The 24327-nt window shown below is 65.7% G+C and carries 28 protein-coding genes; 1 reads left to right on the forward strand and 27 read right to left on the reverse strand.

What is annotated here, in order from left to right; genetic code table 11:
• The 7 genes from BM357_RS04805 to BM357_RS04835 all read right to left on the reverse strand — a co-directional run bounded on the left by BM357_RS04805 (position 1) and on the right by BM357_RS04835 (position 5521).
• Positions 1 to 1302 (reverse strand): dihydroorotase, encoded by a 1302-nt coding sequence (locus tag BM357_RS04805; protein WP_074950196.1) that lies wholly within the window; start codon positions 1300 to 1302, stop codon positions 1 to 3.
• Positions 1299 to 2258 (reverse strand): aspartate carbamoyltransferase, encoded by a 960-nt coding sequence (pyrB, locus tag BM357_RS04810; protein ID WP_245783843.1) that lies wholly within the window; start codon positions 2256 to 2258, stop codon positions 1299 to 1301. Before pyrB ends, BM357_RS04805 begins: the two co-directional genes overlap by 4 nt.
• A complete protein-coding gene (gene pyrR, locus BM357_RS04815; RefSeq protein ID WP_074950198.1) occupies positions 2239 to 2784 on the reverse strand; it encodes a bifunctional pyr operon transcriptional regulator/uracil phosphoribosyltransferase PyrR in 546 nt (181 codons plus the stop codon). The genes pyrB and pyrR overlap by 20 nt, the downstream gene beginning before the upstream one ends.
• A 220-nt stretch (positions 2785 to 3004) precedes the next feature.
• Positions 3005 to 3934, reverse strand: coding sequence for an RluA family pseudouridine synthase (locus BM357_RS04820; protein ID WP_074950200.1), 930 nt, complete (start codon positions 3932 to 3934; stop codon positions 3005 to 3007).
• Positions 3931 to 4461 (reverse strand): signal peptidase II, encoded by a 531-nt coding sequence (lspA, locus tag BM357_RS04825; protein WP_074950202.1) that lies wholly within the window; start codon positions 4459 to 4461, stop codon positions 3931 to 3933. Before lspA ends, BM357_RS04820 begins: the two co-directional genes overlap by 4 nt.
• 105 nt (positions 4462 to 4566) lie before the next feature.
• Positions 4567 to 5181, reverse strand: coding sequence for a TraR/DksA C4-type zinc finger protein (locus tag BM357_RS04830; protein ID WP_074950204.1), 615 nt, complete (start codon positions 5179 to 5181; stop codon positions 4567 to 4569).
• Positions 5182 to 5212: 31 nt separating this feature from the next.
• The gene (locus tag BM357_RS04835; protein ID WP_074950206.1) at positions 5213 to 5521 is read right to left on the reverse strand and encodes a DUF5665 domain-containing protein; all 309 of its coding nucleotides are present in this window, start codon (positions 5519 to 5521) and stop codon (positions 5213 to 5215) included.
• Between the two features lie 147 nt (positions 5522 to 5668).
• Here BM357_RS04835 and BM357_RS19700 point away from each other — a divergent pair, with 147 nt between their 5' ends.
• Positions 5669 to 5845, forward strand: a complete 177-nt coding sequence (locus BM357_RS19700; RefSeq protein WP_175511441.1) for a hypothetical protein — start codon at positions 5669 to 5671, stop codon at positions 5843 to 5845.
• Between the two features lie 77 nt (positions 5846 to 5922).
• On the opposite strand, the gene BM357_RS04840 is transcribed toward BM357_RS19700, so the two are convergent.
• The 20 genes from BM357_RS04840 to murD all read right to left on the reverse strand — a co-directional run bounded on the left by BM357_RS04840 (position 5923) and on the right by murD (position 24311).
• Positions 5923 to 6432 carry a DivIVA domain-containing protein gene (locus BM357_RS04840; protein ID WP_074950208.1) on the reverse strand — a complete coding sequence of 170 codons (510 nt, stop codon included), beginning with the start codon at positions 6430 to 6432 and terminating at the stop codon, positions 5923 to 5925.
• Positions 6433 to 6551: 119 nt separating this feature from the next.
• On the reverse strand, positions 6552 to 7334 hold the full coding sequence (locus BM357_RS04845) for a YlmH family RNA-binding protein (RefSeq protein WP_074950210.1): 783 nt from the start codon (positions 7332 to 7334) through the stop codon (positions 6552 to 6554).
• Positions 7331 to 7624: a YggT family protein gene (locus BM357_RS04850; protein WP_083430194.1), complete on the reverse strand. Its 294-nt coding sequence runs from the start codon at positions 7622 to 7624 to the stop codon at positions 7331 to 7333. The genes BM357_RS04845 and BM357_RS04850 overlap by 4 nt, the downstream gene beginning before the upstream one ends.
• Before the next feature lie 15 nt (positions 7625 to 7639).
• On the reverse strand, positions 7640 to 8335 hold the full coding sequence (locus BM357_RS04855) for a YggS family pyridoxal phosphate-dependent enzyme (RefSeq protein WP_217647672.1): 696 nt from the start codon (positions 8333 to 8335) through the stop codon (positions 7640 to 7642).
• 56 nt (positions 8336 to 8391) lie between these two features.
• Positions 8392 to 9237: a peptidoglycan editing factor PgeF gene (pgeF, locus tag BM357_RS04860; RefSeq protein WP_175511442.1), complete on the reverse strand. Its 846-nt coding sequence runs from the start codon at positions 9235 to 9237 to the stop codon at positions 8392 to 8394.
• Positions 9238 to 9284: 47 nt separating this feature from the next.
• Positions 9285 to 9602, reverse strand: a complete 318-nt coding sequence (locus BM357_RS04865) for a YlmC/YmxH family sporulation protein (RefSeq protein WP_074950216.1) — start codon at positions 9600 to 9602, stop codon at positions 9285 to 9287.
• Between the two features lie 113 nt (positions 9603 to 9715).
• Positions 9716 to 10495 carry an RNA polymerase sporulation sigma factor SigG gene (gene sigG / locus BM357_RS04870; RefSeq protein ID WP_074950218.1) on the reverse strand — a complete coding sequence of 260 codons (780 nt, stop codon included), beginning with the start codon at positions 10493 to 10495 and terminating at the stop codon, positions 9716 to 9718.
• A 435-nt stretch (positions 10496 to 10930) separates the two neighbouring features.
• A complete protein-coding gene (gene sigE / locus BM357_RS04875) occupies positions 10931 to 11671 on the reverse strand; it encodes an RNA polymerase sporulation sigma factor SigE (protein ID WP_074950220.1) in 741 nt (246 codons plus the stop codon).
• Positions 11580 to 12608 carry a sigma-E processing peptidase SpoIIGA gene (gene spoIIGA / locus BM357_RS04880; RefSeq protein WP_074950222.1) on the reverse strand — a complete coding sequence of 343 codons (1029 nt, stop codon included), beginning with the start codon at positions 12606 to 12608 and terminating at the stop codon, positions 11580 to 11582. The genes sigE and spoIIGA overlap by 92 nt, the downstream gene beginning before the upstream one ends.
• Positions 12609 to 12797: 189 nt before the next feature.
• Positions 12798 to 13916, reverse strand: coding sequence for a cell division protein FtsZ (gene ftsZ, locus BM357_RS04885; RefSeq protein ID WP_074950224.1), 1119 nt, complete (start codon positions 13914 to 13916; stop codon positions 12798 to 12800).
• A 103-nt stretch (positions 13917 to 14019) separates the two neighbouring features.
• Complete coding sequence (gene ftsA, locus BM357_RS04890) at positions 14020 to 15252, reverse strand: cell division protein FtsA (RefSeq protein ID WP_074950226.1); 1233 nt, start codon at positions 15250 to 15252, stop codon at positions 14020 to 14022.
• 130 nt (positions 15253 to 15382) lie between these two features.
• Positions 15383 to 15775 (reverse strand): small basic family protein, encoded by a 393-nt coding sequence (locus tag BM357_RS04895; protein ID WP_083430195.1) that lies wholly within the window; start codon positions 15773 to 15775, stop codon positions 15383 to 15385.
• Positions 15772 to 16512: a DUF881 domain-containing protein gene (locus tag BM357_RS04900; RefSeq protein ID WP_245783845.1), complete on the reverse strand. Its 741-nt coding sequence runs from the start codon at positions 16510 to 16512 to the stop codon at positions 15772 to 15774. Before BM357_RS04900 ends, BM357_RS04895 begins: the two co-directional genes overlap by 4 nt.
• A 2-nt stretch (positions 16513 to 16514) precedes the next feature.
• Positions 16515 to 17249 (reverse strand): DUF881 domain-containing protein, encoded by a 735-nt coding sequence (locus tag BM357_RS04905; protein WP_245783846.1) that lies wholly within the window; start codon positions 17247 to 17249, stop codon positions 16515 to 16517.
• Positions 17246 to 18025, reverse strand: a complete 780-nt coding sequence (locus tag BM357_RS04910; RefSeq protein WP_074950230.1) for a cell division protein FtsQ/DivIB — start codon at positions 18023 to 18025, stop codon at positions 17246 to 17248. Before BM357_RS04910 ends, BM357_RS04905 begins: the two co-directional genes overlap by 4 nt.
• Positions 18026 to 18154: 129 nt before the next feature.
• Complete coding sequence (gene murA, locus BM357_RS04915; protein ID WP_074950232.1) at positions 18155 to 19402, reverse strand: UDP-N-acetylglucosamine 1-carboxyvinyltransferase; 1248 nt, start codon at positions 19400 to 19402, stop codon at positions 18155 to 18157.
• A 6-nt stretch (positions 19403 to 19408) separates the two neighbouring features.
• Positions 19409 to 20332 carry a UDP-N-acetylmuramate dehydrogenase gene (murB, locus tag BM357_RS04920; protein WP_074950234.1) on the reverse strand — a complete coding sequence of 308 codons (924 nt, stop codon included), beginning with the start codon at positions 20330 to 20332 and terminating at the stop codon, positions 19409 to 19411.
• Between the two features lie 232 nt (positions 20333 to 20564).
• Positions 20565 to 21683: an undecaprenyldiphospho-muramoylpentapeptide beta-N-acetylglucosaminyltransferase gene (gene murG / locus BM357_RS04925; RefSeq protein ID WP_074950236.1), complete on the reverse strand. Its 1119-nt coding sequence runs from the start codon at positions 21681 to 21683 to the stop codon at positions 20565 to 20567.
• Positions 21684 to 21735: 52 nt separating this feature from the next.
• A complete protein-coding gene (spoVE, locus tag BM357_RS04930) occupies positions 21736 to 22845 on the reverse strand; it encodes a stage V sporulation protein E (protein WP_074950238.1) in 1110 nt (369 codons plus the stop codon).
• A 110-nt stretch (positions 22846 to 22955) separates the two neighbouring features.
• Positions 22956 to 24311 (reverse strand): UDP-N-acetylmuramoyl-L-alanine--D-glutamate ligase, encoded by a 1356-nt coding sequence (murD, locus tag BM357_RS04935; RefSeq protein ID WP_074950240.1) that lies wholly within the window; start codon positions 24309 to 24311, stop codon positions 22956 to 22958.
• Between the last annotated feature and the right edge of the window lie 16 nt (positions 24312 to 24327).

Genomic DNA, 24327 nt, shown 5'->3' on the forward strand with positions numbered 1-24327 from the left:
TCAACGCCCGCCAATGGGGACCCCCCTCTCGATTCGATGCACCACGCGGCCCCCGCACAGGGTCAGGGTCGGGAAACCGGCCGCGCGCCACCCGCGAAACGGGGTGTTGCGGCCTTTGGAGTAGAACTGCTGGGGGTCAATGACGCGTTCGCTTTCGAGATCCACCGCCACCAGGTCGGCCGGGCCGCCCGGCCGCAGGACGCCGCCCGTCAGGCCAAACGCCTGGGCGGGCCGCGTCGACAGCCGTTTCACCAGCTCAGCCAGGGACATCCGTCCGGCGCCCACCAGATAGGTATACAGGAGCGGGAACACCGTCTCGATGCCGACGAGCCCAAAGGGCGCGTCGAGCAGCGGCTTGCGCTTTTCCTCCTCCGTGTGCGGCGCGTGATCGGTCGCCACCATGTCGAGCGTGCCGTCGAGGAACCCTTCCAGGCACGCGAGGCGATCCCGCTCGCTGCGCAAGGGCGGGTTGACTTTGTAGACCGGGTCCGCCGCCTCGATGACGTCGTCCGACAACAGCAGATGGTGGGGCGTGACCTCGGCCGTGACCCTCACGCCGCGCGCCTTCGCCCAGCGCACCAGCGACACGGCCGATTCAGTGCTGACGTGGCAGATGTGCAGGTGCGCCCCGGTCCGCTCCGCCAACAGCAGGTCGCGCGCAATCATGGCCGACTCCGCCTCGGCGGGGGATTCGGGCACGCCCAGCCGTTCGGCGGCCCCGCGGTCGAACACCCCTTGCCCGGAGAGCGTCTCGTCCTCGGCATGGATGGCCACCGGCAGCCCGGCCTTCGCGGCCTCCGCCAGTGCCTCGCGCATCAGGCCCCCGTGCTGCACGCCGCGGCCGTCGTCCGACAGGGCGATGGCGCCGGCCGCCTTCAGCGCCGCGAAATCGGTCAACCGCTCCCCGCGCTGACCCTGTGTGATGCATGCGATGGGCCACACCCGGCAGTGGCCGGCCTCGTCGGCCCGTTTCCGTATGTACGCCACGCCGTCGGGGGTGTCGATGGGCGGCTTGGTGTTCGGCATGCAGGCAATCTGCGTGAAGCCGCCCGCCGCCGCCGCCCGGGTGCCAGTGGCGATGGTCTCCTTGTCCTCGAAGCCCGGCTCCCGCAGGTGCACGTGCACGTCAATCAGGCCGGGCAACAGCACCTCTCCGTCCAGGAGAATCCGCTCATCGGCCTCCGGCAGGTCCGTCCCGACGGCCAGCACCCGCCCACTGGCGTCGTCCACCAACACGGACACCCCGGTCAAGCTGCCGTCGGTCAGGTCGAGCAGGCGTCCTCCGTCGATCCGCCGTTTCACACCGCATCCCCTCCCAACAGGTCGTCGAGAATCGCCATCCGCATGTACAGTCCGTTCTCCGCTTGGCGGAAGTACGCCGCCCTCGGGTCCTCGTCGATGGCCGCGTCCAATTCGTCCACCCGCGGCAGCGGGTGCAGGATCCGCGCATGCGCCGGCAGCAGCGCGAGTTCCTCGGGCCCGATGCGAAACCGTCCTGCCCCCTCCAGTTCCTCCGGCCGCTCCAGCCGCTCCCGCTGCACCCGGGTCTGGTACACCACATCCACCTCCGGGAGCACCGCCGCCACATCGGACGCTTCCGTCAACTCGAGGCCGTCCGCCCGCAGCCGGTGCGCCAGCGGTTCCGGCAGGCCGAGGCTCGCCAGGTGCAGGAGCGTCACGCGCACCCCGGGGAAGAGGCGCAGCAGGTTCAGGAGGGAGTGCACCGTCCGGCCGTACTTGAGGTCGCCCATCACCGCAATCCGCAGCCCGTCAATTCGGCCGAGTTCGCGGGAGATGGTGTACAGGTCAAGCAGCGCCTGGGTCGGGTGCTCGCCCCACCCCGCCCCCGCGTTGATGATAGGGACGGGAGACAGGCGGGCCGCCTCCGCCATCGTATACGGCTCGTGGTGCCGGACCACGATGGCGTCCGCGTACGCGCCCACGATGCGGAAGACATCCGCCAGCGCCTCCCCTTTCTTGGCCGACGAGTTCTCGATGGCGTTCTCCGCACCCACGACGTTCGCGCCCAGTTTCAACGCGGCCGACTCGAAGGACAGGCGGGTGCGCGTACTGGGTTCGTAAAACAGTGTGGCAATCACCCGTCCCGGCAACCGCTGGCGCAGCCGCTCCCGTGGCAGACCGCGCAGGTGTTCGGCCAGGTGGATGAAGCGCAGGACGTCCTCCCGCGTCATGCCGTCCGTCGTCACCAGATGGCGCACCGCCGCCCGCCGGGGATGTTCATTCACTCTGGTCAACAATCCAAACACCGTCCTCCCCGTCGACTTCGTCGAGGTGCACGTGAATCGACTCCTCGCGCGAGGTCGGCACATTCTTGCCGACGAAATCCGCGCGGATGGGCAGTTCGCGGTGGCCCCGGTCAATCAGGGCGGCGAGCTGGACCCACCGCGCCCGGCCTGTGCACATCAGCGCGTCCAGCGCGGCCCGGACGGTTCGCCCGGTGTACAACACGTCGTCCACGAGGACGACGATTTTGTCGTGGATGTCGAGCCCCGGCACGGGGACGCGGGACCCCTGTCCGGCGCCGAGATCGTCCCGGTACGGACGAGGATCCAGCGCGAACACGGGCGGCCTCATCCCCTCAATGTCCCGCATCTTGTCGGCCATCCGCTCTGCCAAGACGGCGCCGCGGGTACGGATGCCGACGAGCACGACCCCGTCCAATCCTCGGTTTCTCTCCAGCACTTCGTGCGCCATGCGGGTGACGGAGCGGCGCATGGCGTTCGCGTCCATGATCTGCGCCTTGATCTGTGCGCGGGTGTGCATGGTCGCCCTCCTTCCAAACCAAAAGCGGCTGCCCTCCACCCCGAGGTGGAAAGCAGCCGCTCGCAACCAGGTTGCGTCAAGGCTCGGCGCGCCGCACGCGGCACCCGCCGGCCCGTCTCGTTTCCGGCTCCTTTCCAACCTCACGGGATTGGATTAAAGGACGCTCGATTTGAATTCACTTTAGCAGTCCGGGCGGACCCCGTCAACCCCTGTGTCCCCATCACAGGACCCGATCACGCAATCTGGACAACAGCCCCGCCATATCCGCGGGCAATGGAGAGGTGAACGAGAGCCAGATTTGGGTCGCCGGATGGACGAACCCCAGCGTGTGCGCATGCAGGGCCTGGCCCTCGATGGGCAGCGTGTGGCGCGGGCCGTACACCGGATCGCCCGCGAGGGGATGGCCGGTGTACGCCAGGTGCACACGGATCTGGTGCGTGCGGCCGGTCTCCAGGCGCAGGCGCAGATACGTGTACCGCTCGAAACGCTCGACCACCTCGAAGTGGGTGATGGCCGGTTTGCCGCCTTCCGTGACCGCCATCCGTTGCCGGTTTTTCGGGTCCCTGCCGATGGGCGCGTCTATCAGGCCGCGGTCGTGCGTCAACCGCCCGTGTGCAATCGCCAGATACTCCCGCTGCACGGAGTGCGCCCGCAGTTGGGCGGCCAGGCTGTGGTACGCCCGGTCGCTCTTGGCCAACACCAGGAGCCCGGAGGTGTCCTTGTCGATCCGATGGACCACCCCGGGCCGGAAATCCCCGCCCAGAGAGGACAACCGCGTCCCGCGCCCAATCAAGGCATTCACCAAGGTCCCCTGCCAATGCCCTGCCGCCGGATGCACCACCAGGCCGCGGGGCTTGTCAATCACCACGACGTCGTCATCCTCGTGGACCACATTCAACGGGATATCCTCGCCGGCGAGGACAATCGGTTCCGGGTCCGGGATGTCCACCTCGTACCCTTCCCCGGCCTGAACCCGGTCGCTCGCCTTGAGGCGCGTCCGATCGGCCCGCACACGCCCCTCCGCCAGCCAGTCCTGCACCTGGCTGCGCGAGACGTCGTAGCCGAGGTCCTGCAGCGACTCGGTCAGCCACCGGTCCAATCGTGCGCCGTCGTCGTCTGCCTCCACCCACAAGCGCTCCCGGATGCTCATCGGCCCGGGTCCTCCCCCGTGGACCTGTCCTCGCCCGTTGATTGGGCAGCTTCAGCGCCCTGGCGGAACGAACCGAGCAGCAGCATCGCCACGCCGACGCAGACCGCGCTGTCGGCCAGATTGAACACCGGAAAGTGGATGGCTTCGACATACAGGTAATCCACCACCGTACCCGCCGTGACGCGATCCCACAGGTTGCCCAGCGCTCCGCCCAACACCAGCGCCAACCCGATGCGGTTCCACATCGTCAGGCGGTACCGCCGCGCGATGGCCACCACGGTGGTGCTCACCGCCACCGCGACGGCCACCAAAAGCCAGCGGGCATGGCCAAGGATCCCCCAAGCAGCACCGGGATTGCGGATGAAGTGAATGTCAAACACGCCGGGGATGACCGGAATGGTCTGCCCCAGCGTCATGTGGGTTTGAATCCAGGCCTTGATGCCTTGATCGAGGACGAACACCAGAAACGCCACCGGGTACAACAATGGTCGGTTCCCCTTCCCAATCGCCGTTCGTGGATCGGCCATCGCCGACACCGCCCAGTCTACCACATTTGCCGGACGGCGTTGGCGGCGATTTGCGGAGCGGCTCGCCACGCGGAAAACAGAGCACAATGCCGCCACGGACGATGATCAGGGGAGCTGGGACTTATACGCCTCATTCGAGATCCGGTCGGTCTGCTCCACGACCCCCTCGTTGTCGTCCAGGGTGACCTTTCCGTATCCTTCGTAGTCCTGTGCGTAGCTTGGCCGCTGGTTGAAGCGGGCCACCGCCTCCCATGCGTCCTCCCCGTCGAATGCGACGCCGCTCGTGTCGTCCGTGGACGTGCGGCCGAACCCCGGGTGCAGGAACGCCTCTTCCAGCGGCCGCTCCCGCATCGGATGCAACCGTTCGTCCTCCTGCTTGCAGGCGTAGCACAGGGTGGCCAGCGGATTGGCCTCCAACCGCGCCTCGGAAATGGGTCGCCCGCACCGGTCGCACACCCCATATCCGCCTTCGGCGATCCGCTGAAGCGCCCGGTCAATCTCCTGGAGCCGGATGTGATCCAGGTCCCGCAAGGCCAAGTCCTTGCCGCGTTCGAACAGCTCGCTGCCGATGTCCGCCGGGTGATTGTCATAACCGGAGAGTTCGCCGAGCTCGTCGTTCATCGGGTCGTCCAATCCGTACTCGCCGCTGTGCCGGAGACGGTTCAGCACCTGGTCCCGCTCCCTGGTCAGCCACTGGCGTTGTGATTCCCAGCGCTTCATCCCACCAACCCCCTTCTCTCCACTCCACGTCTCAATATGTCGGCTGGTGCAATTCCGCCTGCACGATGCGCACCAACTCCGCGATGTATTTCCCGACGACGGGAAGATTGAGCATGGTCAACGCGTCGAGGATCATCAACGCGACGCCCGCGACGATGGTGAACCCGATGCCGATGCCCAGCCCCCGAAACACGCCGCCGACCCAGTTGAGCCAGGCCAAGCGCCACGGACGCTGCAGCAGATCGGCGTACGCTCCAAAATTGACGCGCTCCAGGTGGTCCGCCAAGCGCTCGACATCCTCGGCGATCCCGCTGCGGGCAGAGGATCGGGCGTCCGCCATGTGGTCTCGCCTCCTGTCTGTAAGGTGAGACAAATCCTGAGGGCGAATGCGCTCCGATGTTTTCCAGGCAAGTTCAAAAGACTGTCACCGTTTTCAGTTAGCGACAGGTGTATCATGGAGAACACACGATGGATTGGGGAGTCGACCTTGCGCAGATACAGATTGCAGGCCCTGTCACTGGCCCTGATGTGGATCGGCGGCATCGAGGTCGCCGCCAGTTTTATCGCCAAGTATTGGTTTCAATTTGACATTCATTCCACGCCGTATTTCTTCCTGGCTCTGCTCGCCGGCATCGTCCTGTACATCGCCTCGAAGCTGATCTGACGTGACCCACGTCATGGGTCCGGACAGCAGCAGGGTCACCCCGGATGATTCCCTCTGGGTGACCCTGGCGGCCATCGTCAACTTTCGGCGCGCACCACATCGGGGATCACGAGGTCCCGGCCGGTCTCCTGCTCAAACCGATCCCAATCCCCGGAATCGAGCATCTCCAACTGCGCCTGGATGAGCGAGCGGAACCGGGCGCGGAAGACCGCCGCGTGGCGCTGAATCTCCTCGACCTCTTGCGCGATCTTGCGCGACTTGTTGAGCGCTTCGCTGACGATGCGGTCGGCGTTCTTCTCCGCCTCCTTCAGAATCAGCTGCGCCTCCTTGCGCGCGTTGGCCTTCACTTCCTCCGCCGTCTCCTGAGCGACGATGATGGACTTGCTCAGGCTCTCCTCGATGTTGGTGAAGTGCCGCAGCTTCTCCTCCAGCTGCGCGATCCGCTCTTCCAGTTCCTTGTTTTGGCGGATGAGCGCCTCGTAGTCCTGGATGATGCGCTCCAGGAAGTCGTCCACCTCGTCTTCGTCATAACCGCGGAATGCACGGCTGAACTCTTTGTTGTGAATGTCCAACGGGGACAGTGGCATCTCGACACACCTCCGTCATTCGACAACCGGTTGCACGCGACCCCAAGAATCGACAAAACGTCCTCAGACAAGTTCGACATGCCCCGTACGAACTCCTGCAACGGCACGACACCCGCCGCTCAAGCATCCGCCTTGAGCACGCCCACTTCCAGCCTCACGCGGCCTTTCTTCGTCTCCCCTTCGACATCGCCGACGCGAATGCGGCCAAATCCGCGCACGGACAACAGGTCTCCGGTATCCAGCGGTGCGGCGGGGTCGGACAGGGGCGTGAAATTCAATTGCACGCGCCCGCCGTGGACCGCCTCTTGCGCCCGCTGCCGCGGCCAGTGGCAAGCCTGCGCAATCACGGCGTCGGCGCGCAGGGAAGCGACGTGCACCACCTCCGGCTTGTAGCGGGGAGGGGCCAGATGGCCTTCGCCCGTCCACCGCTCCACCGCGAGACCCGACCGGCCCGCCTGGCGCCAGGCGCCGAGCAGAAAATCCGCCACGTCGGCGCATACCGCCACCATCGCCTGCCGGCCGTCGACGGCGATGTCCCCCACCTTTCTGCGTTCGATCCCGGTCCCCAACAAGGAGCCCAGCAGACTGCCGTGCGTCAGTCCGGCGGGGTCATCCGTGGCGGCCCGGAGCATCACGACCTCGAAGTCCTCGGGCTGCGGATGCCAGTCCTCCGGCATCACCAGCGCGCGGCGCCGCTCTGCGTCTCCGCCGCCCCAAAAGGCGACCGCCAAGCCCTCGCGGCGCACCAAGGATTCGAGCAGGTATTGTTCCCGCGGCGTCAGAAAATCTGTCCGCTTCCAGGACTGACGGGCGACGACCTGCCCCAACCAATCTTCAATCCGGCGGATGAACGGACGCTCCTCCGGACGAAACCACCCGCCGCTCGTCTCGCCGCCGGTCACAGGGTACGCACCACCGACTCAAGCACGTACATCACCCCTTGTTCCAAGAAGAAATACACGACGACCGCCACCAGAAAGGAAAGGTCAAACGCCACACCGCCGAAGGGCAACGGCGGGATGTACCGGCGAAACGGGCGCAGATACGGTTCCGTCAGGCGTGAGAGGATCTGGCCGAGCTGTGTCTCCGCCAGGTCCGGGATCCACGAGATCACCGCGGTGGCAATCAACACATACCCGTACAGAGACAGCAGGGCTTGAATGAGATTCAGCAAGGCGGTGTACAAGTCCATCGGGGCCCTCCCGCTTCACGTCCCCATGAGAAGGCGCCCGACGCGGATCAGGGTGGCGCCCTCCTCAACGGCGATTGGAAAGTCGTCTGACATGCCCATCGACAGTTCCGTCAATCCCGGGTCGCCCAGCTCGTGGCGCGCTTCCGCCAGGAGTTCCCGCAGCCGGGCAAAGACGGGTCGGACCCGTTCGGGATCCTCCGTCTTGGGTGCCATCGTCATCAGCCCCCGCAACGCCAACCCAGGCAGACTGGCGGTCTCCCGCAACAGCGGGATGGCCTCTTCGGGCGGAATGCCCGACTTGGTCTCCTCTCCCGAGACGTTCACCTGGATGAGCACTTGAACCGTGCGCCCGTACCGGATCGCCTGCCGGCTGATCTCCTGCGCCAGTGCGAGGGAATCCACGGAATGAATCCAGTCAAAGTGGCGCACCACATATTTCGCCTTGTTGGACTGCAGGTGCCCGATGAAATGCCAGACCGCATCACCGGCACCCGGCGCCTCCAACAGCTCGCGGGCGTGCTGCCAACGATTCTCGCCGAACTCGCGCACGCCGGCTTCCAGCAAGGCGGGGACGGCCGACGGCCCGACGGTCTTCGTCACGCCCACCAGCCGCACCGCTTCCGGGGAACGCCCACTGCGCGCGCACGCCTCGGCGACCATCCTCCGGACCCGGTCCAGGCGTTCCTGAAATACGCGTACCGTTGTTTCCAGTCCGACTCACCCTCCGGGCGATAGCAAAGTTCGGCGCGGCCGCATGCCGCCCCGGCTCATCTTGATCTTCCACCCGCGCGGGCAAAATCCTGCTGGAGCCGAACGGCGCCCATCTGCCGGCCGGTCCTCCCGCGGTCCGCCCGATGGGAAAACAGCATGCGCGGATGACAATGGGTGCAGATGCCCGTGTCGTGGACGCGATCCGCCCGCACGCCGGCGCTCAACAGGTCGCTCCGAATGCAGGCCTGCAGGCTGAGCCAATACTTGCCCGGGCGTCCGAAGCGAGGCAGCACAGGCGGCCGGGCAAAAGCCCGGTGCACGGCCTCAACCACCGGTTCATCCACCTCGTAACAGCACCGCCGGATGGACGGCCCGATCCACACATCGAGGTCCTCCGGATTCGTCCCGTACACCTCCTGCAGGGTCTCCACCACGCGGCGCGCGACGTGGTTCACCGTGCCCTTCCACCCGGAATGGGCGGCGCCGACGGCGCGCCGGACCGGATCGAAAAAGAGAACCGGGACGCAGTCGGCGGCCATTACCGCCAGAATCAACCCCGGGCAGTCAGTGACGAGCGCGTCGACGCCGGGGATGGCGGTGTCCGCATCGCGGGCGCCGCGGCCTCGCGAGTCCGGACCCACGACCGCCACCTCGGCGTCATGGACCTGCTGGCCGATGACCAGATCGTCCACGCCTCCGCCCAAACGCTCGGCACAGACTTGGCGGTTGCGGATCACCGCCTCAGGATCGTCGCTCACGCGCATGCCGACGTTCAACGAGTGAAAGGGCGGCTCGCTGACGCCGCCCACACGAAACGAAAACAACCCCTGGACCTGGTCCGCCGGCCACGCCGGATGCACGAACACCGGATCGGTGACAGAACCTGTCCAACGCGTGTACATGCACATCCCTCCCCGCAGCGCTGCAAAGCCGCCTCTCGAGGATTCGCTCAATAGCCGCCGGTTCCCTGCTTCCCGGATTGAGGAGGCAGGTAGTAACCGGCCTCCCGGGCAGGGCGCAGGTCCACGAGAATCACATCCGACCCGATCTTCACGATCTGGTTCCAGGGCACGACATAATCCGGCCCGCCCCCGACCATCCCGAAAAACCTGGCCTGTCCGGGGATGATGATGGCGTGGATGAGACCGCTGTCCGGATCGACCTCCAGATCGCCGATGGTGCCGAGCCGCTTGCCGTCCCCGACGTTCACCACGTCTTTCGCCTGCAGGTCCGAGATTCGCACGTGCACCCCGCCTTTCGGCTGCATCTTGGCTTATGTATATGTACGCCGAAGGGCGAACTTGCGAACTCGCGTCCGCGGGGCATCCGGCGATGGATGGGCACACGGCCCGCCCCCGGCCCCCGGAAGCCCGCCAAGGTTCATGCCTGAATGTGCTTCTGCATCCGGTGGATCGCCGCCTTCTCCAGGCGGGACACCTGCGCTTGCGAGATCCCGATCTCCTCCGCCACCTCCATCTGCGTCTTCCCCTCGAAAAATCGCATGGACAGGATCTTCTTCTCGCGTTCACTCAACTTGCCCATCGCCTCGCGAATGGCGATTTCCTCGACCCACGACTTGTCCATGTTCTTCTCGTCGTGGATTTGGTCCATCACGTAGATGGGGTCTCCCCCGTCGTGGTAAATGGGTTCAAACAGAGAGACAGGGTCCTGAATGGCGTCCAGTGCGAACACGACCTCTTCCTTGGGCAGTTCGAGCGCGTTCGAAATCTCCTGGACCGTCGGTTCGCGGAGATTCTGATTCGTCAGTTGGTCACGCACCTGCAGCGCCTTGTAGGCGATGTCGCGAAGGGACCGGCTCACCCGGATGGGGTTGTTGTCACGCAGGTAACGCCGGATCTCGCCGATGATCATGGGGACCGCGTAGGTGGAGAAGCGCACGTTCTGGTTGAGGTCAAAGTTGTCAATCGCCTTCATGAGTCCGATGCAGCCGACCTGAAACAGGTCGTCCACGTACTCTCCACGGTTGTTGAATCGTTGGATGACCGACAGCACCAGGCGCAGGTTACCGTTGACGAGCTGTTCCCGCGCCCGCTGATCCCCCTCCTTGAGCTTGGCGAAGAGTGCCCGCATTTCCGCGTTGGTGAGGACAGGCAACTGGGAGGTATTGACCCCGCAGATCTCGACTTTGTTCCGCTTCAACTCGCGCTCCCCCCCCTGGATGACTGAACCACGGTGCCATCGGAACGAACGCTTGCGATGGCGGAATTTCCATGTTCAGTATCTCCTTGGGGATTGGGCTTATGCGTCTGGACGTTGGACGGGCGTGTCGCTCCGCTTGTGCTGCGCAAGACGCTTCGCGACACGCCCGTCCACCCGCCACAGGGTCGGGCACGGAAGTTGCTGCTGACACAGCACGAGTGCAACACCCATCTCCCCACACGGGGATGGGGCAAGGAACGCGGTGTTTGCACAGCACGAGTGTAACGGCTGTCTCACGAGACGGGAACTGGCGCGGCGCGCAGCGGCTTGCGCAGCAGAAGCAGAGCGCCGCGCCCCTTCTCCTTCCCCTCCTGCAGGCGGGCGTTTCGCGGAGTGACTTGCGCAGCACAAACGGAGCGAAACGCCCGCCCAATCCTACATCATGCGGTGAAACTCCCTTCGCAGGCGCTTGATGATCCGCTTCTCCAAGCGGGAGATGTAGGATTGCGAGATGCCGAGCAGGTCGGCCACATCCTTCTGCGTCATCTCCTCGCCCTTGCCCAGGCCAAAGCGCAACTCCATGATCTTGCGCTCCCGCTCCGACAGCTTGTCGAGGGCGTCGTACAAGAGCGCGCGATCGACCTCCTCCTCGAGGTTCTTGTAAATGGTGTCGGAGTCGGTGCCGAGGACGTCGGACAGAAGCAGCTCATTCCCGTCCCAGTCGACGTTGAGCGGTTCATCGAAGGACACTTCGGATTTCAGCTTGTTGTTCCGGCGCAGGAACATCAGGATCTCGTTTTCGATGCAGCGGGACGCATAGGTCGCCAGTTTGATCTTCTTGCTCGGATCAAACGTGTTGACGGCTTTGATCAGCCCGATGGTGCCGATGGACACCAGATCCTCAATGTACAGGCTCGTGTTCTCAAACTTCCGCGCGATGTAGACCACCAACCGCAGATTGCGCTCAATCAGCATCGACCGCACCGCGGGATCTCCGGTGGGCAACTTCCTGAGGAGTTCCTCTTCCTCGTCCTTCGTCAAGGGGGGTGGCAGGGCTTCGCTCCCGCCGACATAATAGACTTCTTCAGCGCCACCCGCCAGGCGAATGCGAATCCGAATCCACCACACCTGCAGCCGAATGCGCAGCTTCAGGATCCACGTTGGGGGCGTCCACATCCTCATCAACCCTGTCATCTCCCGTGATTACTTCCGTATGCAGAATCGCCTGAAAGCGGCCCTCCGCAGACAGCGGTTCGTCGTGAACCGCGAGCACACAGCTGCGCCCAACCTGCATCCTCCCGTCGGGCATTCGCACGCGCAAGCCGTCCGGCTTCAGGCCGATGGTCACCTGTTGCTGTCCGCCTGCGCCGCGAAACGGGATCAGCGACACCCGGACCACCCATCCCGTGTGTTCCGGAGGCAGCCGCGAGAACGCCGTCATCCAATCGGGCGATTGGCGCCTCGCCTCCCACAGGGGTTCCGGCAGCAGCGGCCGCAACACCCCGGCCTCGACGAGGCACACCGGCAACCGAGTGAGGGGATCGCGCAGCTGGTTACCCGTGTCGATGAGCGCGGTACAATGCACCTCCTGACCGCCGACACAGAAGGCCACCTCGCACAGGTGTCCCGCCTGCATCCGCAGGGTACGAATGCTTCGGAAGCTGTGGCGAAGGACTCCGACCGCCAACGGAACGGCCACCATCAGGGACAGCGTCCCGGCGCTCGTGACGAATGCCATCCGATGGCCGCGAATGACGGTCCCATTCGCCAACGTGACGCCAGGGACCGCGAAGTGCAACGCCAGGGCGGCTCCGGCGAAGACGAACGCGACGAAGTAGAACATCACCGCGTCGCGCGCCAGTTGCCACCAGGTTCGCGGGGTGAACGCAACCGCCACCATGGCCAGGGACACCGCCGCCTTGCCGTACCACGTGGTGAGCGTGGTCATGTGGGGGGCAAACACCAGCAAGGCGTACGATGCGCCGACCGCGGCGCCCATCACCACCCGCCTCAGCTTCATGCGGCGCTTCGCAATCCAACCGGTGGTCAAGAGGATGGCGAAGTCCATCGCGAAGTTGACAAGCCAGACCACGTCCACATAGACGACCGGCATGTCGTCCCTCCGAAGCGGCGTTTGCCTCAGTATAGTACATGACTATTACGAAGCCTGTCGGAACTTGCACACGAATCGGAGAAAGTTTTGCGGATTCAGGCGGAAGGGTGGCGAAACGCGCGCAGGCGCATGCGCGCCGGGGCATAAAAAAACCGCCCTGAAAAGGGCGGCAGTTCCGGACGTCCCGCTTCACCGATCCCGATTGAACCGGTCCCGTCTGAGCCGTTGATAGGCCGGAATATCCAAGTAGTTCTGCGTGACCGCAATCTCGTCCGAGACCAACACGCGCGAGCGCGGCGGCTGCTGGGGAGCCGTCTGCGCCGCCTGGTTCCCCGGTTGTTGGGCCGGCTTCGGCTGGTTCTCAAATCCGGTGGCGATGACGGTGACCACGATTTCATCGCCCAGCTCGGGATTGATGTGGGCGCCGAAGATCATGTTGACCTCCGGGTCGGCTGCCGTGGACACGATATCGGCAGCCTCGTTGACCTCCCACAGGCTGAGGTTGGCCCCGCCCGCGATGTGCATCAGGACGCCCATCGCGCCGTCGATGGACGTCTCCAACAGCGGGCTGCTGATGGCCTTCTTCGCCGCCTCCGTCGCCCGGTTCTCGCCGGTCGCGACGCCGATCCCCATCAGCGCGGACCCCCGTTCCGCCATGATGGCCTTGACGTCCGCGAAGTCGACGTTGATGAGCCCCGGCACGGCAATCAGGTCAGAGATGCCGGAGACCCCTTGGCGCAGGACATTGTCCGCCTCGCGGAAGGCCTCGAGCATGGGGGTGTTTCGATCCACAATCTCGAGCAGGCGGTCGTTCGGAATGACGATGAGGGTATCCACCTTCTCCTTCAGGTTGCTGACCCCCACCTCCGCCTGCTGCATCCGGCGCTTCTGCTCAAACCGGAACGGTTTGGTCACGACGCCGACGGTCAGCGCGCCCAATTCCTTGGCGATCTCGGCGATCACCGGGGCCGCTCCCGTTCCGGTTCCGCCCCCCATCCCGGCGGTGACGAACACCATGTCCGCCCCCTGCAGCGCGTTGACCAACACCTCGCGGCTCTCCTCCGCCGCCTTCTTGCCGATCTCCGGATTCGCCCCGGCGCCCAACCCGCGCGTCAACTTTTCCCCGATCTGGAGCTTGGTCGGCGCCTTGGACAGCTGCAACGCCTGCGCATCGGTGTTGACGACGATGAACTCGACTCCTTCAATCCCGGACTCAATCATCCGGTTGACGGCATTGCACCCGCCGCCGCCCACCCCGATCACTTTTATCTTGGCCAGCGGTTCGTAATCGACATCGAATTCCAGCATTGCCCGTTCCTCCTCACGCCTCTGCGTTGACTCGCAGCGCACATCCTCACCCATGCGTCCGGGAAGGGAGTCACCTATCACGGCCGCGCCTGACCGCGGCCGGTCAGATGAAATCGCGCAGCCAATCCTTCAGCCGCGTAAACACCCCGCCGCCAGTCCGGACGGGCGATCGCGGTGCCGCCACCGGCTCGGTGTAACTGGAGCGGCCGTGTGTGCGCAGCACGTAGCTGAGGATGCCGACCCCGTTGACGAAAGAAGGATCGCGCACGCCGAGGAACTCCGGAACCGCCACGCGCACCGGCGCCCGCAGTTCGTCCGCGGCCACATCCGCCGCAGCCTGCATCGACATGACGCCCCCGTGCAGCACGTATCCGCTCGGGAGTTCGTGTACAAAGCCCATCTTCTCCACTTCCTTTCGCACCAGGGAGAAGATTTCCTGCATACGCGGCTCGATGATGGTCGCCAGATCATACTGGGTGTATTCCGTCTCCTGGTTGTTCCCGATGCGCGGCACCTTGAACTTCTCGTTTTCGGAGGCCTGCTCCAGGGAGGCGCAGCCGTGGCGCAGCTTGACCTTTTCCGCCACGGAAGTCTGCGTTCTCAACCCGATGGCGATGTCGTGCGTCACATAGTCCCCGCCAATCGGGATGATGCTGGTGCCGAGCAGGACCGAGTTCTGGAACACCGACACGGACGTGGCGCCTGCACCGACGTCCACCAACGCCACGCCGAGTTTTTTCTCATCCGGCGACAGGGCGACGCTGGACGCCGCCAGGGGCAAGAGAACCAGGTTTGCGACCTCGATCCCCGCCTTCTCGACACACCGGACCACGTTGTGAATGGCGGTACGGCTGCCGGTGATGAGGTACGCATCCACCTCCAGCCGCACGCCGAGCATCCCGCGCGGATCGACGATGCCGCGCAGCCCGTCGACCACGTATTCCTTGGCCACCACGTCGATGATCTCGCGCTCCGGCGGGAGCGCGACGACGCGGGCCTGCTGCAGCACACGCTCCATGTCCTCTTCACCGATTTCCCGGTCAGGTGAGGAGACGGCCACCACGCCGTGGCTGTTTTCCAACTGAATGTGGTTGCCAGAAATGCCGACGTAGGCGGAAGCGATGTGAATGCCCACCATGCGCTCGGCGTGTTCCACCGCTTCACGAATCGATTGTACCGTCAGCTCTATATCCACAATCGCCCCGTGGCGGATGCCCTGCGCCGCCGCGGAGCCGACGCCAATCACGTTGATCCCGTTGCCAGCCGGTTCGCCGATGATGGCGCGGACCTTCGACGTCCCGATGTCGAGGCTGACAATGTACTCCCCTTTGGCCAAACCTTGGCACCTCCCTGAGGTCCGCCTGCACAGACGTGTCGTCCCTTGTTATTTCCACAATGAAAACCGCATTCCTCTTTTTGCGCCCGAAGATTTCACAGGAAATACAAACCGCGCCGGACCCGGGGCATCAACGCGAGTCTGCAGGCGGAAGGTGCCCGCCCTCCGGGGCACGGGTCCGCCGGGTGTGCATCCGGTTGAAGGCGATCCGCCGGATCACCGCGATGTTCTGGAACAGGCGCACACCGAATGCCACCACCGCCGCGAGGTACAGGTCGACGCCCAACTGCACGCCGATGTACGCGAGGAGCGCCGCGACCAGGGTGTTGAAGAAGAAGCCCGACAGGAACACCGCCCCGTCAAAGGTCTTCTCCATGCTCGCCCGGATGCCGCCGAACACCGTGTCGAGCGCCGCCAATATGGCAATCGACAGATAACTGGAATACGCCACCGGGATGGTGACGTTGACCGCGAAACCGATGCCCACCCCGAGGATGAGGCCGAGCACGGGCAACCAGATCACGAGCCGCTCACCTCCTTCGCCCACGTCCCGGGCAGGCGTCCGACGTACCCGGGAACCGTCACGCCCTTCTGGTCGCGATGCGGCGTGATGATGCAGTCCTCCTGCATCGTCGCCAGCTCCGCCTGCACGTTGTTCAAGGTCAACACGGCCATCATCCGGTCCACATCGCCGACCGCGTTGATGACGTACGGCGGCACGATGGGCACCGTGTTGACCTGCAGGGACGCCGGACCCCCGAGGGACGAGACCAAGCGGATGGACGAGGTGGTGACCAGCCGCTGGCCGTTGATGGCGATGGCGGTCGCCCCGTTCGCGAACAGTTGGTTGACAATCAGCCCGATTTCCTGATCGGCGATCTCGTCAAACAGGCCGGCCGTCTTGTCGTAATACGGCAGGTTAGGATCAAACTGGATGGTGATGGTGATCCCGGGCCCGCTCACCGGCGTCAGCCCAGCTTCCCGGTCCACGTTCTGCTTGTCCTGCTGCAGCGCCTTGAGCAGGTCGGACTGCCGGCCCTGCGCCGCCTCGAACTGGACCAACTGGGCGCGCTGTTTGGCGATCTCGTCGGTCAGGATGCGGTTTTCCTGCATCTGCGCCTGGATCTCCGTGCGGAGATCCACGTAGCTGGAGATGGGCGCAGAAGCCCCCTGCGGGCGGGAGGAGATCTGCACTGTCAGCATGAACCCGACCACCGTGCTGATCCCGGTCAGCGACCAGAGGAAGCCGCGCTTCTGCACCCTCATCCCTCCCCGTCCCCGGACGTGTCTCCGCCCGCCGTCGGTCCGGCGGTGAACGGCGGCATCTTGATGACCTGCTGGATCTGCGGATCCGACACGTTGACACCGCGCTGGCGCAACGCGTCAAGCACGCCGCCTTGCTGCGTCAGCGCCGATTTGAGCGTCTGCGGATCACCAATCGCCTGGATGACGAACGGCGCCCCGATGCGGTGATCGTTGACGCGCACCACGGGCCCGGTGCAGAACACGCCGGAGGTCGCCACGACCCGGTATCCGTTGATGGAGACGGCCTCCGCCCCGGCGGTGAACAGTTCGTTGATCACGCTGCGGATGTCCCAGTCATGCGTCAGGTACTGGCTGACGTCCCCGCCCTTGGCCACGCCGTCCATCAGCGTCACGCTGACGCCCGGCCCGGTGACGGCCGTCAGCCCGGCGAGGATCCGTTCGTCTTGCAACACCTGTTGGAGCTGTTTCAGGGACCCGTCCGATCCGGCCGATTGCTTTTCGTAGACCGACAACTTCGACGTGATGTCGGCCAATTCCTTTTGCGCCTGCGCGTTGGCCTGTTTGAGGGCGTCGAGCTGCGTCACCATCCGCTGCTCGTCCGTGTCCCGTGCCATCGGCACAGGCGTGACCCGCGCGGACGCCTGTTGCTTGTACTGCACGGAGATCATGAACCCGAGCACCACCGCCACCACGGTCAGCGACAACGTCAATTTCGTCCGTGTTGCGATCACGGTGCATGCTCCTTTCCCGTCTGTCCCGAGGTCGGAAACGGCGTGTAGAGGTACGGAGGGTCTCCGGTCATGTCAATCAGCCCGGGCGCGTATCCCCGGCTCTGGAAATAGGTCACGGCACTCTCCATCTTGCTCAGCCGATCCGCCAGGTCCCCGGCGGGGCACTGGGCGACGAATCCGTTGGCCAGGTATACGGAGGCCACACCAAACCGGTCAAGATGGATCTCCGAGACGCCATCGGGTAGCCTGTCGGCCGACAGCGCCCGGCAGAGGGCGGGGATATACGGATTCGCGGGGACCTGCCCCGGGCGCGCGTCCAAGACCCCGTCCGCGGTGACAATCGGATCGGCAAACCCCGAGGTCTTGGGGGAAACACGAAATACCATCCCGTCGTCCAGGAGGTCGTAAAACCGGCCGCCGGCGGCCAATACCGCCACCAAGCGCTTCTCCTGTACGGCCAACGTCACCCGGCCGCTCAGGTAGTCGGTGTGCACCGACACAGACTGCACCAGAGGCAACCTGTGCACGATAGCATTCTCCACCGACCGGCCATTCACCTGCCAGAAGCTCATCCCGGGGTCCAATCCGCTGGCGGACAGCACGTCGGCGGCGGGTGTCATGCGATTTCCGGTGACCGAGAGGGAACGCACGCGCGTCAACGGCGACTCCAAGAACACCACCGCGGCGACGAACACGAAGAACGCGAGTACCAGCCAGCGGCCCGCCCGCTTGCGCGGCCGGGCGCCCGCCGCCGTCCATTGAGCCGTCTGGCGCACAGGCTTGTCCCTCCTTGGACCCTCATGAAGGTGGACGGATGCGGACTGGCGCGATGGGTGCAAGAAGGCGGCGGGGCATGCCCACCGCCTCGCTCGTCCGGTCCTGACAGCGGTACCCATCCTCACCGGTCACACGCGCACCATGTCGGCTCCCAGGTCTCGCAAATACACATCAATCTGTTGATAGCCGCGGTCGATGTGACGCAGTCCCTCGACGCGGGTGAGACCTTCAGCCGCCAGTCCGGCGACGATGAGCGCCGCTCCACCCCGGAGATCTGTCGCTTCCACCAGTGCGCCCGAGAGCCGGGGTACGCCGCGCACGACCGCAGTGCGCAAGTCGACGGAGACGTCCGCTCCCATCCGGACCAGCTCGTTGACGTGCTTGAACCGGGCTTCGAAGACGCTCTCGCGGATCACGCTCGTGCCCTGGGCCATCGTCAGCAGCGCCATCATCGGTGCCTGCAGATCCGTCGGAAACCCCGGATACGGGGCGGTGCGAATATCGACCGCACGCGGCTGGGCCGAACATTCCACCGTGATTATATCATGATCGACCTCGACGCGGGCACCCGTCTCCCGCAGCTTGCCGATGACCGCGCCGAGATGCTGCGGCTCCACGCCGGTGAGGGTGACACATCCGCGCGTCGCCGCCGCCGCAATCATCATGGTGCCGGCGACGATGCGGTCCGGGATGACGCGGTGCACGGTCCCGTGCAAATGGTGGACACCGGTGACCACCACCCGGTCTTCGCCCGCCCCCTCGACCCGGGCACCGCACCGGTTCAGGAAGCGGGCGAGGTCCACAATCTCCGGTTCGCGTGCGGCGTTCTCAATCACCGTGACGCCGTCCGCCAGCACGGCCGCCATAATCAGGTTCTCGGTCGCGCCCACGCTCGGGAAATCCAGCACAATCTGCGTCCCGTACAAGCGGTTCGCGGCGCAGCGGATGAAGCCGTGCTTTTCCTCGATGGCCGCTCCGAGCGCGCGCATCCCGCGCAGGTGAAAGTCTATCGGACGCTGGCCGATCACGCATCCGCCCGGCTTGGATACCCGCACCTCCCCAAAACGGCTCAACAGCGGGCCCATCAGGAACACCGACGAGCGCATCCGGCGCATCAGCTCTGGCGGCACATTGGTGTGGCGGATGGGCCCCGCGTCCACCTCGACGCGGTCTCCCGTGCGTGTCACCCGCGCGCCGAGCGTCGTCAGGATGTCCATCATCACGCGGACGTCCTCCAGCTCGGGGACCCCTTCCAGCACGCACGTGTCCTCCACCATCACGGTGGCGGCCAGGATTGGCAACACCGCATTCTTGGCGCCATACACCGGGGTTTCCCCGTGCAACGGCCGGCCACCGTGAATCTCAAAGGCGTCCACACCCCATCACCTCCCTGAGGCGGGTTCCCCCAGGATCCTCACCTCCGTCTCCAACTCCACATCGAACAGCTTGCGGACGGTTTCCTGGGCATGGCGGATCAACCAGAGCACGTCCTCCGCGCGGGCGTCGCCGAGATTGACGATGAAGTTCGCGTGCTTCTCGCTGATCTGGGCACCCCCCCGGCGCAAGCCCTTGAGGCCCGCCGCCTCGATGAGGCGCGCGGCATGGGTGCCTGGCGGGTTGCGAAACACCGAGCCGCAGTTGGGCTGGGACAGCGGTTGGGTGCTGGCGCGGCGCATCGACCAGGCGCGCACCTGCTTCACCATCGCTTCCCCGTCCCCGGGCCGGAGGGCGAAAGCCGCCTCGACGACCACCTTCGGATGGTCCTTAAGGATGCTGTAGCGGTACGCGAAGCGCAGATCGGCGTTGGTGAGCCGGATGAGCTGCCCGTCCTCGTCCATCACGTCGGCCCAGACGAGCACATCTTTCACCTCGCCGCCGTACGCGCCGGCGTTCATCATCACCGCCCCGCCGACCGAGCCCGGAATCCCGGTGGCGAATTCGAGGCCCGCCAGATGATGGCGGATGGCGATGTGCGCCGCGGAGACGAAGGAACGGCCCGCCTGCGCTCGCAACAGGCACCCGTCCACCCGGACGTCGGCGAATGCATCGTGCATCCAGATGACCATCCCCCGGATGCCACCGTCCAGCACGAGCACATTCGATCCCCGGCCGATGACCGTCCACGGGAGGCCGTAGTGCTTGGCCAGGCGCATCGCGCCGCGCAGCTCCTCCAGGTTGTGGGGGACCACCAAGAGGTCCGCCGGTCCGCCGATGCGCCAGGTCGTATACGGGGCCATCGGTTCATTCCATCTCACGTCGGTCAGGCCAAACGGCCTGACGTCCATCTGTGTCAGCGGTGAAGGCATCGCCATCCCTCCGATCGCCCGCGCCCGGCGGGGTCCTGCCCCGCCCAGGTCCGTACGTCATCTTATGGGGCGCCGCGCCCCGGGGTGCATACGCCGCGGGCATGTCCATATCATCCAGAAAGCGGGGCATCGGTGCCCCGCCCGCGTTCTCTCGTGCAATGGATCCGCCTGCGCGGCGGACCGTCCGACTCCTTTGACGCGTTCCTGACGCCTGTCGGCCGTCCCCGGCCAGTCAACGGCTTGCGGACGCCGCTTCCATCACCAATTCAAACAGGTCGTCCACCGCCCGGGGTGTGGCCAGCGCCTTGGCCGCCTGCCGCAACCGGGCGCCCTCACCGCCGTCCAACACGCGGGTCAATACCTCCCACAGCCGGTCCGCGGACAGCTCCCGCTCGCGGATCATCAAAGCCGCCCCCCGTTCCGCCAGCCGCATCGCATTTTCTTCCTGATGATTCGCGGTGACATACGGAGAGGGGATGAGGACAGCCGCCAGCCCGAGCGCGCAGATCTCCGCCAGCGTCGAGCTGCCGGCGCGCGTGACCACCACGTCCGCCTGACGCAGCACCGGCGGCATGTCGTGCACGAACGGAACGAGGCGCACATTGCCGGGGACCCGGTCCGCATGGCGCCGGACGCGCGCCTCGACATCGTCGTAGTGGGCCCCGCCGGTGACGTACAGCAGCTGCCACTGCGGGCGGTCCGCGAAACGCGGCAGCAGTTCCGTCACCACTTCATTCACCGTCTCGGCCCCCCGGCTCCCCGCGAAACACACCACCAGCTTCCGCTCCGGATCCAGGCCGTATTCGCGTCGTGCCGCCGCCACGCGGTCGAGGCTCACGTCGAGCACCTCGCTGGCGCGCGGATTGCCCGTCACGACCACCCGCCGGGCGCGCGGAAACCAGCGTTCGCTGTCCGGAAACGAGACCGCCACCGAGTGGGCGCGGCGTGCGCACAATTGATTGGTCAGGCCCGGGCGCGCGTTGCCCTCCCACACCACCGACGGGATCCCGCGCCTGCTGGCGGCGAAGACCACCGGCAAGGTCACGTATCCGCCGGTGCCGACCACCACATCTGGGCGAAAACGGCGCAGCAGCCGATGCGCCTGCCGGTATCCGCGCCAGGTCGTCACCAGGGTCCGCACGGCGGCCAAGCTCAACTCCCGCTTCAGGCCGGCCGCCGGGATGGCGGCAAACGTCAATCCCTGTCGCGGCACGATGTCCCGCTCCAGGCCGCGCTCCGAGCCGATGTACAACACGTCCAGCTGGCCCAGTTCGCGTGCCATGCGGCGCCACAGGGCGATGGCCGGATAGATGTGCCCCCCTGTCCCGCCGCCGGTCAAGACCACGCGCATACCCTCACCTCGCCTTTGTCGTCCGCCCTCATGATAGCAGAGCGGACACCCGTCAGGCGACTCGGTACGCAGACTGGCGGGAAATGTTGAGGAGGATGCCGACGCCGGTGAGCATCAGGGTGAGCGAGGAGCCGCCGAAGCTGATGAATGGCAGCGTGATCCCGGTCGCCGGGATGGACCCGGTCACCACGCCGACGTTGATGAGCACCTGCACGGCGATCATACCGGTGATTCCGCTGGCCAACAGGGCGCCGAAATCGTCCGGGGCGAACATCGCCGTGCGAAATCCGCGCCACACCAACACGGCGAACAACGACAGGGCGGCGGCGCAACCGAGGAACCCGAGCTCTTCGCCGAGGATGGCGAAGACGAAGTCCGTCTGAGGTTCCGGGAGGTACAGGTACTTCTGATGGCTGTTTCCCAGCCCGAGCCCGACCAAGCCGCCCGAGCCCAGGGCGTACAGGGATTGAATGACCTGGTAACCGTTTCCGAGCGGGTCCTGCCACGGATCAAGGAACGCGAGGATTCGGTTGATCCGGTACGGCGCCGCCGCCACCAGACCCGCGAAGCCGAGCAGGCCGAGGCCGGCCAGGCCGGCGAGGTGGGCGACGCGGGCGCCCGCCGCGAACAGGAGGATCACCGTGGTGCCCATGATGACGACGCTTTGCCCCAGGTCGGGCTCGAGCATGATCAGCCCGACCGCGATCAGCGCGAGCAACAGCGGGGGGAGAAAGCCGCGCAACAAGCTGTGCATGCGGCCTCTGGCGTCCGCCAGATAGTGGGAGAGAAACAGGATGAGTCCCAGTTTCGCGAACTCGGACGGTTGGATGCCGAAGGTTCCGATGCCGAGCCAAGCGCGGGAACCCCCGCGGATCTGCCCCACGCCGGGGATAAGGACGACGGCGAGGAACAGGAAACTCAACACCGCGATATGTGGGGCGTACCGGCGGAGGCGGTGGTAGTCGATGTTGGCCAGGGTGAACATCGAGCCGAGCCCCAGGCCGGCCCACAGGAGCTGGCGCTTGGCGTAAAAATACGGGTCGTGGAATTTCTGCGCGGAGATCACGGAGCTGGCGCTATGCACCATCACGAGGCCCATGCCGAGGAGAACCAGGGTCACGGCGACAATCACGATGTCAAACTTCTCCCAGGCGCGTTGCAAGCGGAGACACCTCCCCGAGGAAAGCCGGCGTCCCGGCGGGCGGGCGTCCACCGTCCCTGCACAGGGGGGTACGGTGGACACCGAGCACGTCCCGCCCATGGGACAACTCGTTATAATCTATGCACGGCTTCCTTGAAGATGCGCCCCCGCTCCTCAAAGGACGAAAACATATCCCAACTCGCGCACGCGGGAGACAGCAGCACCACGTCCCCCGGTTCGGCGAGGCGGGCGGCCGCCAGCACCGCCTGGTCGATGGCCTGCACCGGCTCCACGTTCGGGACGCCCGCCGCCCGGCACACCGTGGCCAGCGCGGGGCCGGTCTGGCCGAGGACCACCGCGGCCTTCACGCGCCGCTGGACTTCTGGCACCAGCGGCGAGAAGTCGTCTCCCCGGTTGAGTCCCCCGGCGATCCACACAATCCGCCCTTCGAACGCCCGCAACGCCTGCAGGGCCGCCGTGGGATTAGTGGATTTGGAGTCGTTGTAATACGCAACCCCGCCGACATCGCGCACGAACTCCAGCCGGTGTTCGACGCCCCGGAACCGCCTGAGCACCGCGGCGCAGTCGGATGGAGACGCCCCCGCAGCGACCGCGACAGCGCACGCGGCCAGGGCGTTTTCCAGGTTGTGGTCGCCCCGCAGGGCGATGGCGTCCACCGGCAGCACCGGCTGGCGCTGGCCCCGCAGGTAGACCACTACCTCGCCGTCCTCAATGCACGCCCCCTCCGCCACGCCCGCTCGCCGGCTGAACCAGGCCACCCGGCAGGACAGGGTCTTGGCCCGCTCCCGCAAGATCTGCTGGTCCGCGTTGAGCACCGCGACGTCATCCCCGGTCATGTTTTGAAACAGCCGCCACTTGGCGTCGGCGTACGCCTCGAACGTACCGTGGTAGTCGAGGTGAGCCGGGTACAGATTGAGCAGTGCCGCCACGCGCGGCCGGAACGTCTCTACACCCGCCAACTGGAAGCTCGAGACCTCCAACACCACCGGTTGCTCCGGGCGGACCTGGTCGACCACCCCGGCGAACACGCGGCCGATGTTGCCCGCGACGACGGGCGACAGACCCGCCTCCGCCAGCATATCCCCGACGAGCGTCGTGGTGGTCGTCTTGCCGTTCGATCCGGTGATGGCCACGATGGGCGCCCGCGTCATCCAGGAGGCCACTTCAATTTCCGTGTAAATGGGGATCCCCCGCCGCTCGGCTTCGCGCAGCAACGGCACGGCGTACGGGATGCCCGGGTTCTTGACGATGAAATCCGGCCGATCCTCGAGCAGCGACAGCGGGTGGCCGCCGAACAGCACGGTGGCTCCCATCGCCTCCAGCGCTTCGGCCTCGGGCTCGTCCGCCTTGCGCTCGCGCCCGTCGTTGACCGTCACCCGGCAGCCGCGCCGCAGAAGAAGGCGCGCCACGGCCTCGCCGCTGCGCGCCAAACCCATCACCAATACGCGTTTTCCCGCCATCTCCATCGCTGGTCCCCCTCAT

The organism is Paenalicyclobacillus macrosporangiidus (assembly GCF_900116805.1).
GTDB lineage: Bacteria > Bacillota > Bacilli > Alicyclobacillales > Alicyclobacillaceae > Alicyclobacillus_H > Alicyclobacillus_H macrosporangiidus.

Coding starts and splice junctions, on each gene's coding strand:
- pyrR (WP_074950198.1), bottom strand. CDS start 2,784: ATGCACACCCGCGCACAGATCAAGGCGCAGATCATGGACGCGAACGCC.
- BM357_RS04820 (WP_074950200.1), bottom strand. CDS start 3,934: ATGAGCATCCGGGAGCGCTTGTGGGTGGAGGCAGACGACGACGGCGCA.
- lspA (WP_074950202.1), bottom strand. CDS start 4,461: ATGGCCGATCCACGAACGGCGATTGGGAAGGGGAACCGACCATTGTTG.
- BM357_RS04830 (WP_074950204.1), bottom strand. CDS start 5,181: ATGAAGCGCTGGGAATCACAACGCCAGTGGCTGACCAGGGAGCGGGAC.
- BM357_RS04835 (WP_074950206.1), bottom strand. CDS start 5,521: ATGGCGGACGCCCGATCCTCTGCCCGCAGCGGGATCGCCGAGGATGTC.
- BM357_RS04840 (WP_074950208.1), bottom strand. CDS start 6,432: ATGCCACTGTCCCCGTTGGACATTCACAACAAAGAGTTCAGCCGTGCA.
- BM357_RS04850 (WP_083430194.1), bottom strand. CDS start 7,624: ATGGACTTGTACACCGCCTTGCTGAATCTCATTCAAGCCCTGCTGTCT.
- pgeF (WP_175511442.1), bottom strand. CDS start 9,237: ATGTACACGCGTTGGACAGGTTCTGTCACCGATCCGGTGTTCGTGCAT.
- BM357_RS04865 (WP_074950216.1), bottom strand. CDS start 9,602: ATGCAGCCGAAAGGCGGGGTGCACGTGCGAATCTCGGACCTGCAGGCG.
- sigE (WP_074950220.1), bottom strand. CDS start 11,671: ATGTGGACGCCCCCAACGTGGATCCTGAAGCTGCGCATTCGGCTGCAG.
- spoIIGA (WP_074950222.1), bottom strand. CDS start 12,608: ATGCCGGTCGTCTATGTGGACGTGGTCTGGCTTGTCAACTTCGCGATG.
- ftsZ (WP_074950224.1), bottom strand. CDS start 13,916: ATGCTGGAATTCGATGTCGATTACGAACCGCTGGCCAAGATAAAAGTG.
- murB (WP_074950234.1), bottom strand. CDS start 20,332: ATGCCTTCACCGCTGACACAGATGGACGTCAGGCCGTTTGGCCTGACC.
- murG (WP_074950236.1), bottom strand. CDS start 21,683: ATGCGCGTGGTCTTGACCGGCGGCGGGACAGGGGGGCACATCTATCCG.
- murD (WP_074950240.1), bottom strand. CDS start 24,311: ATGGAGATGGCGGGAAAACGCGTATTGGTGATGGGTTTGGCGCGCAGC.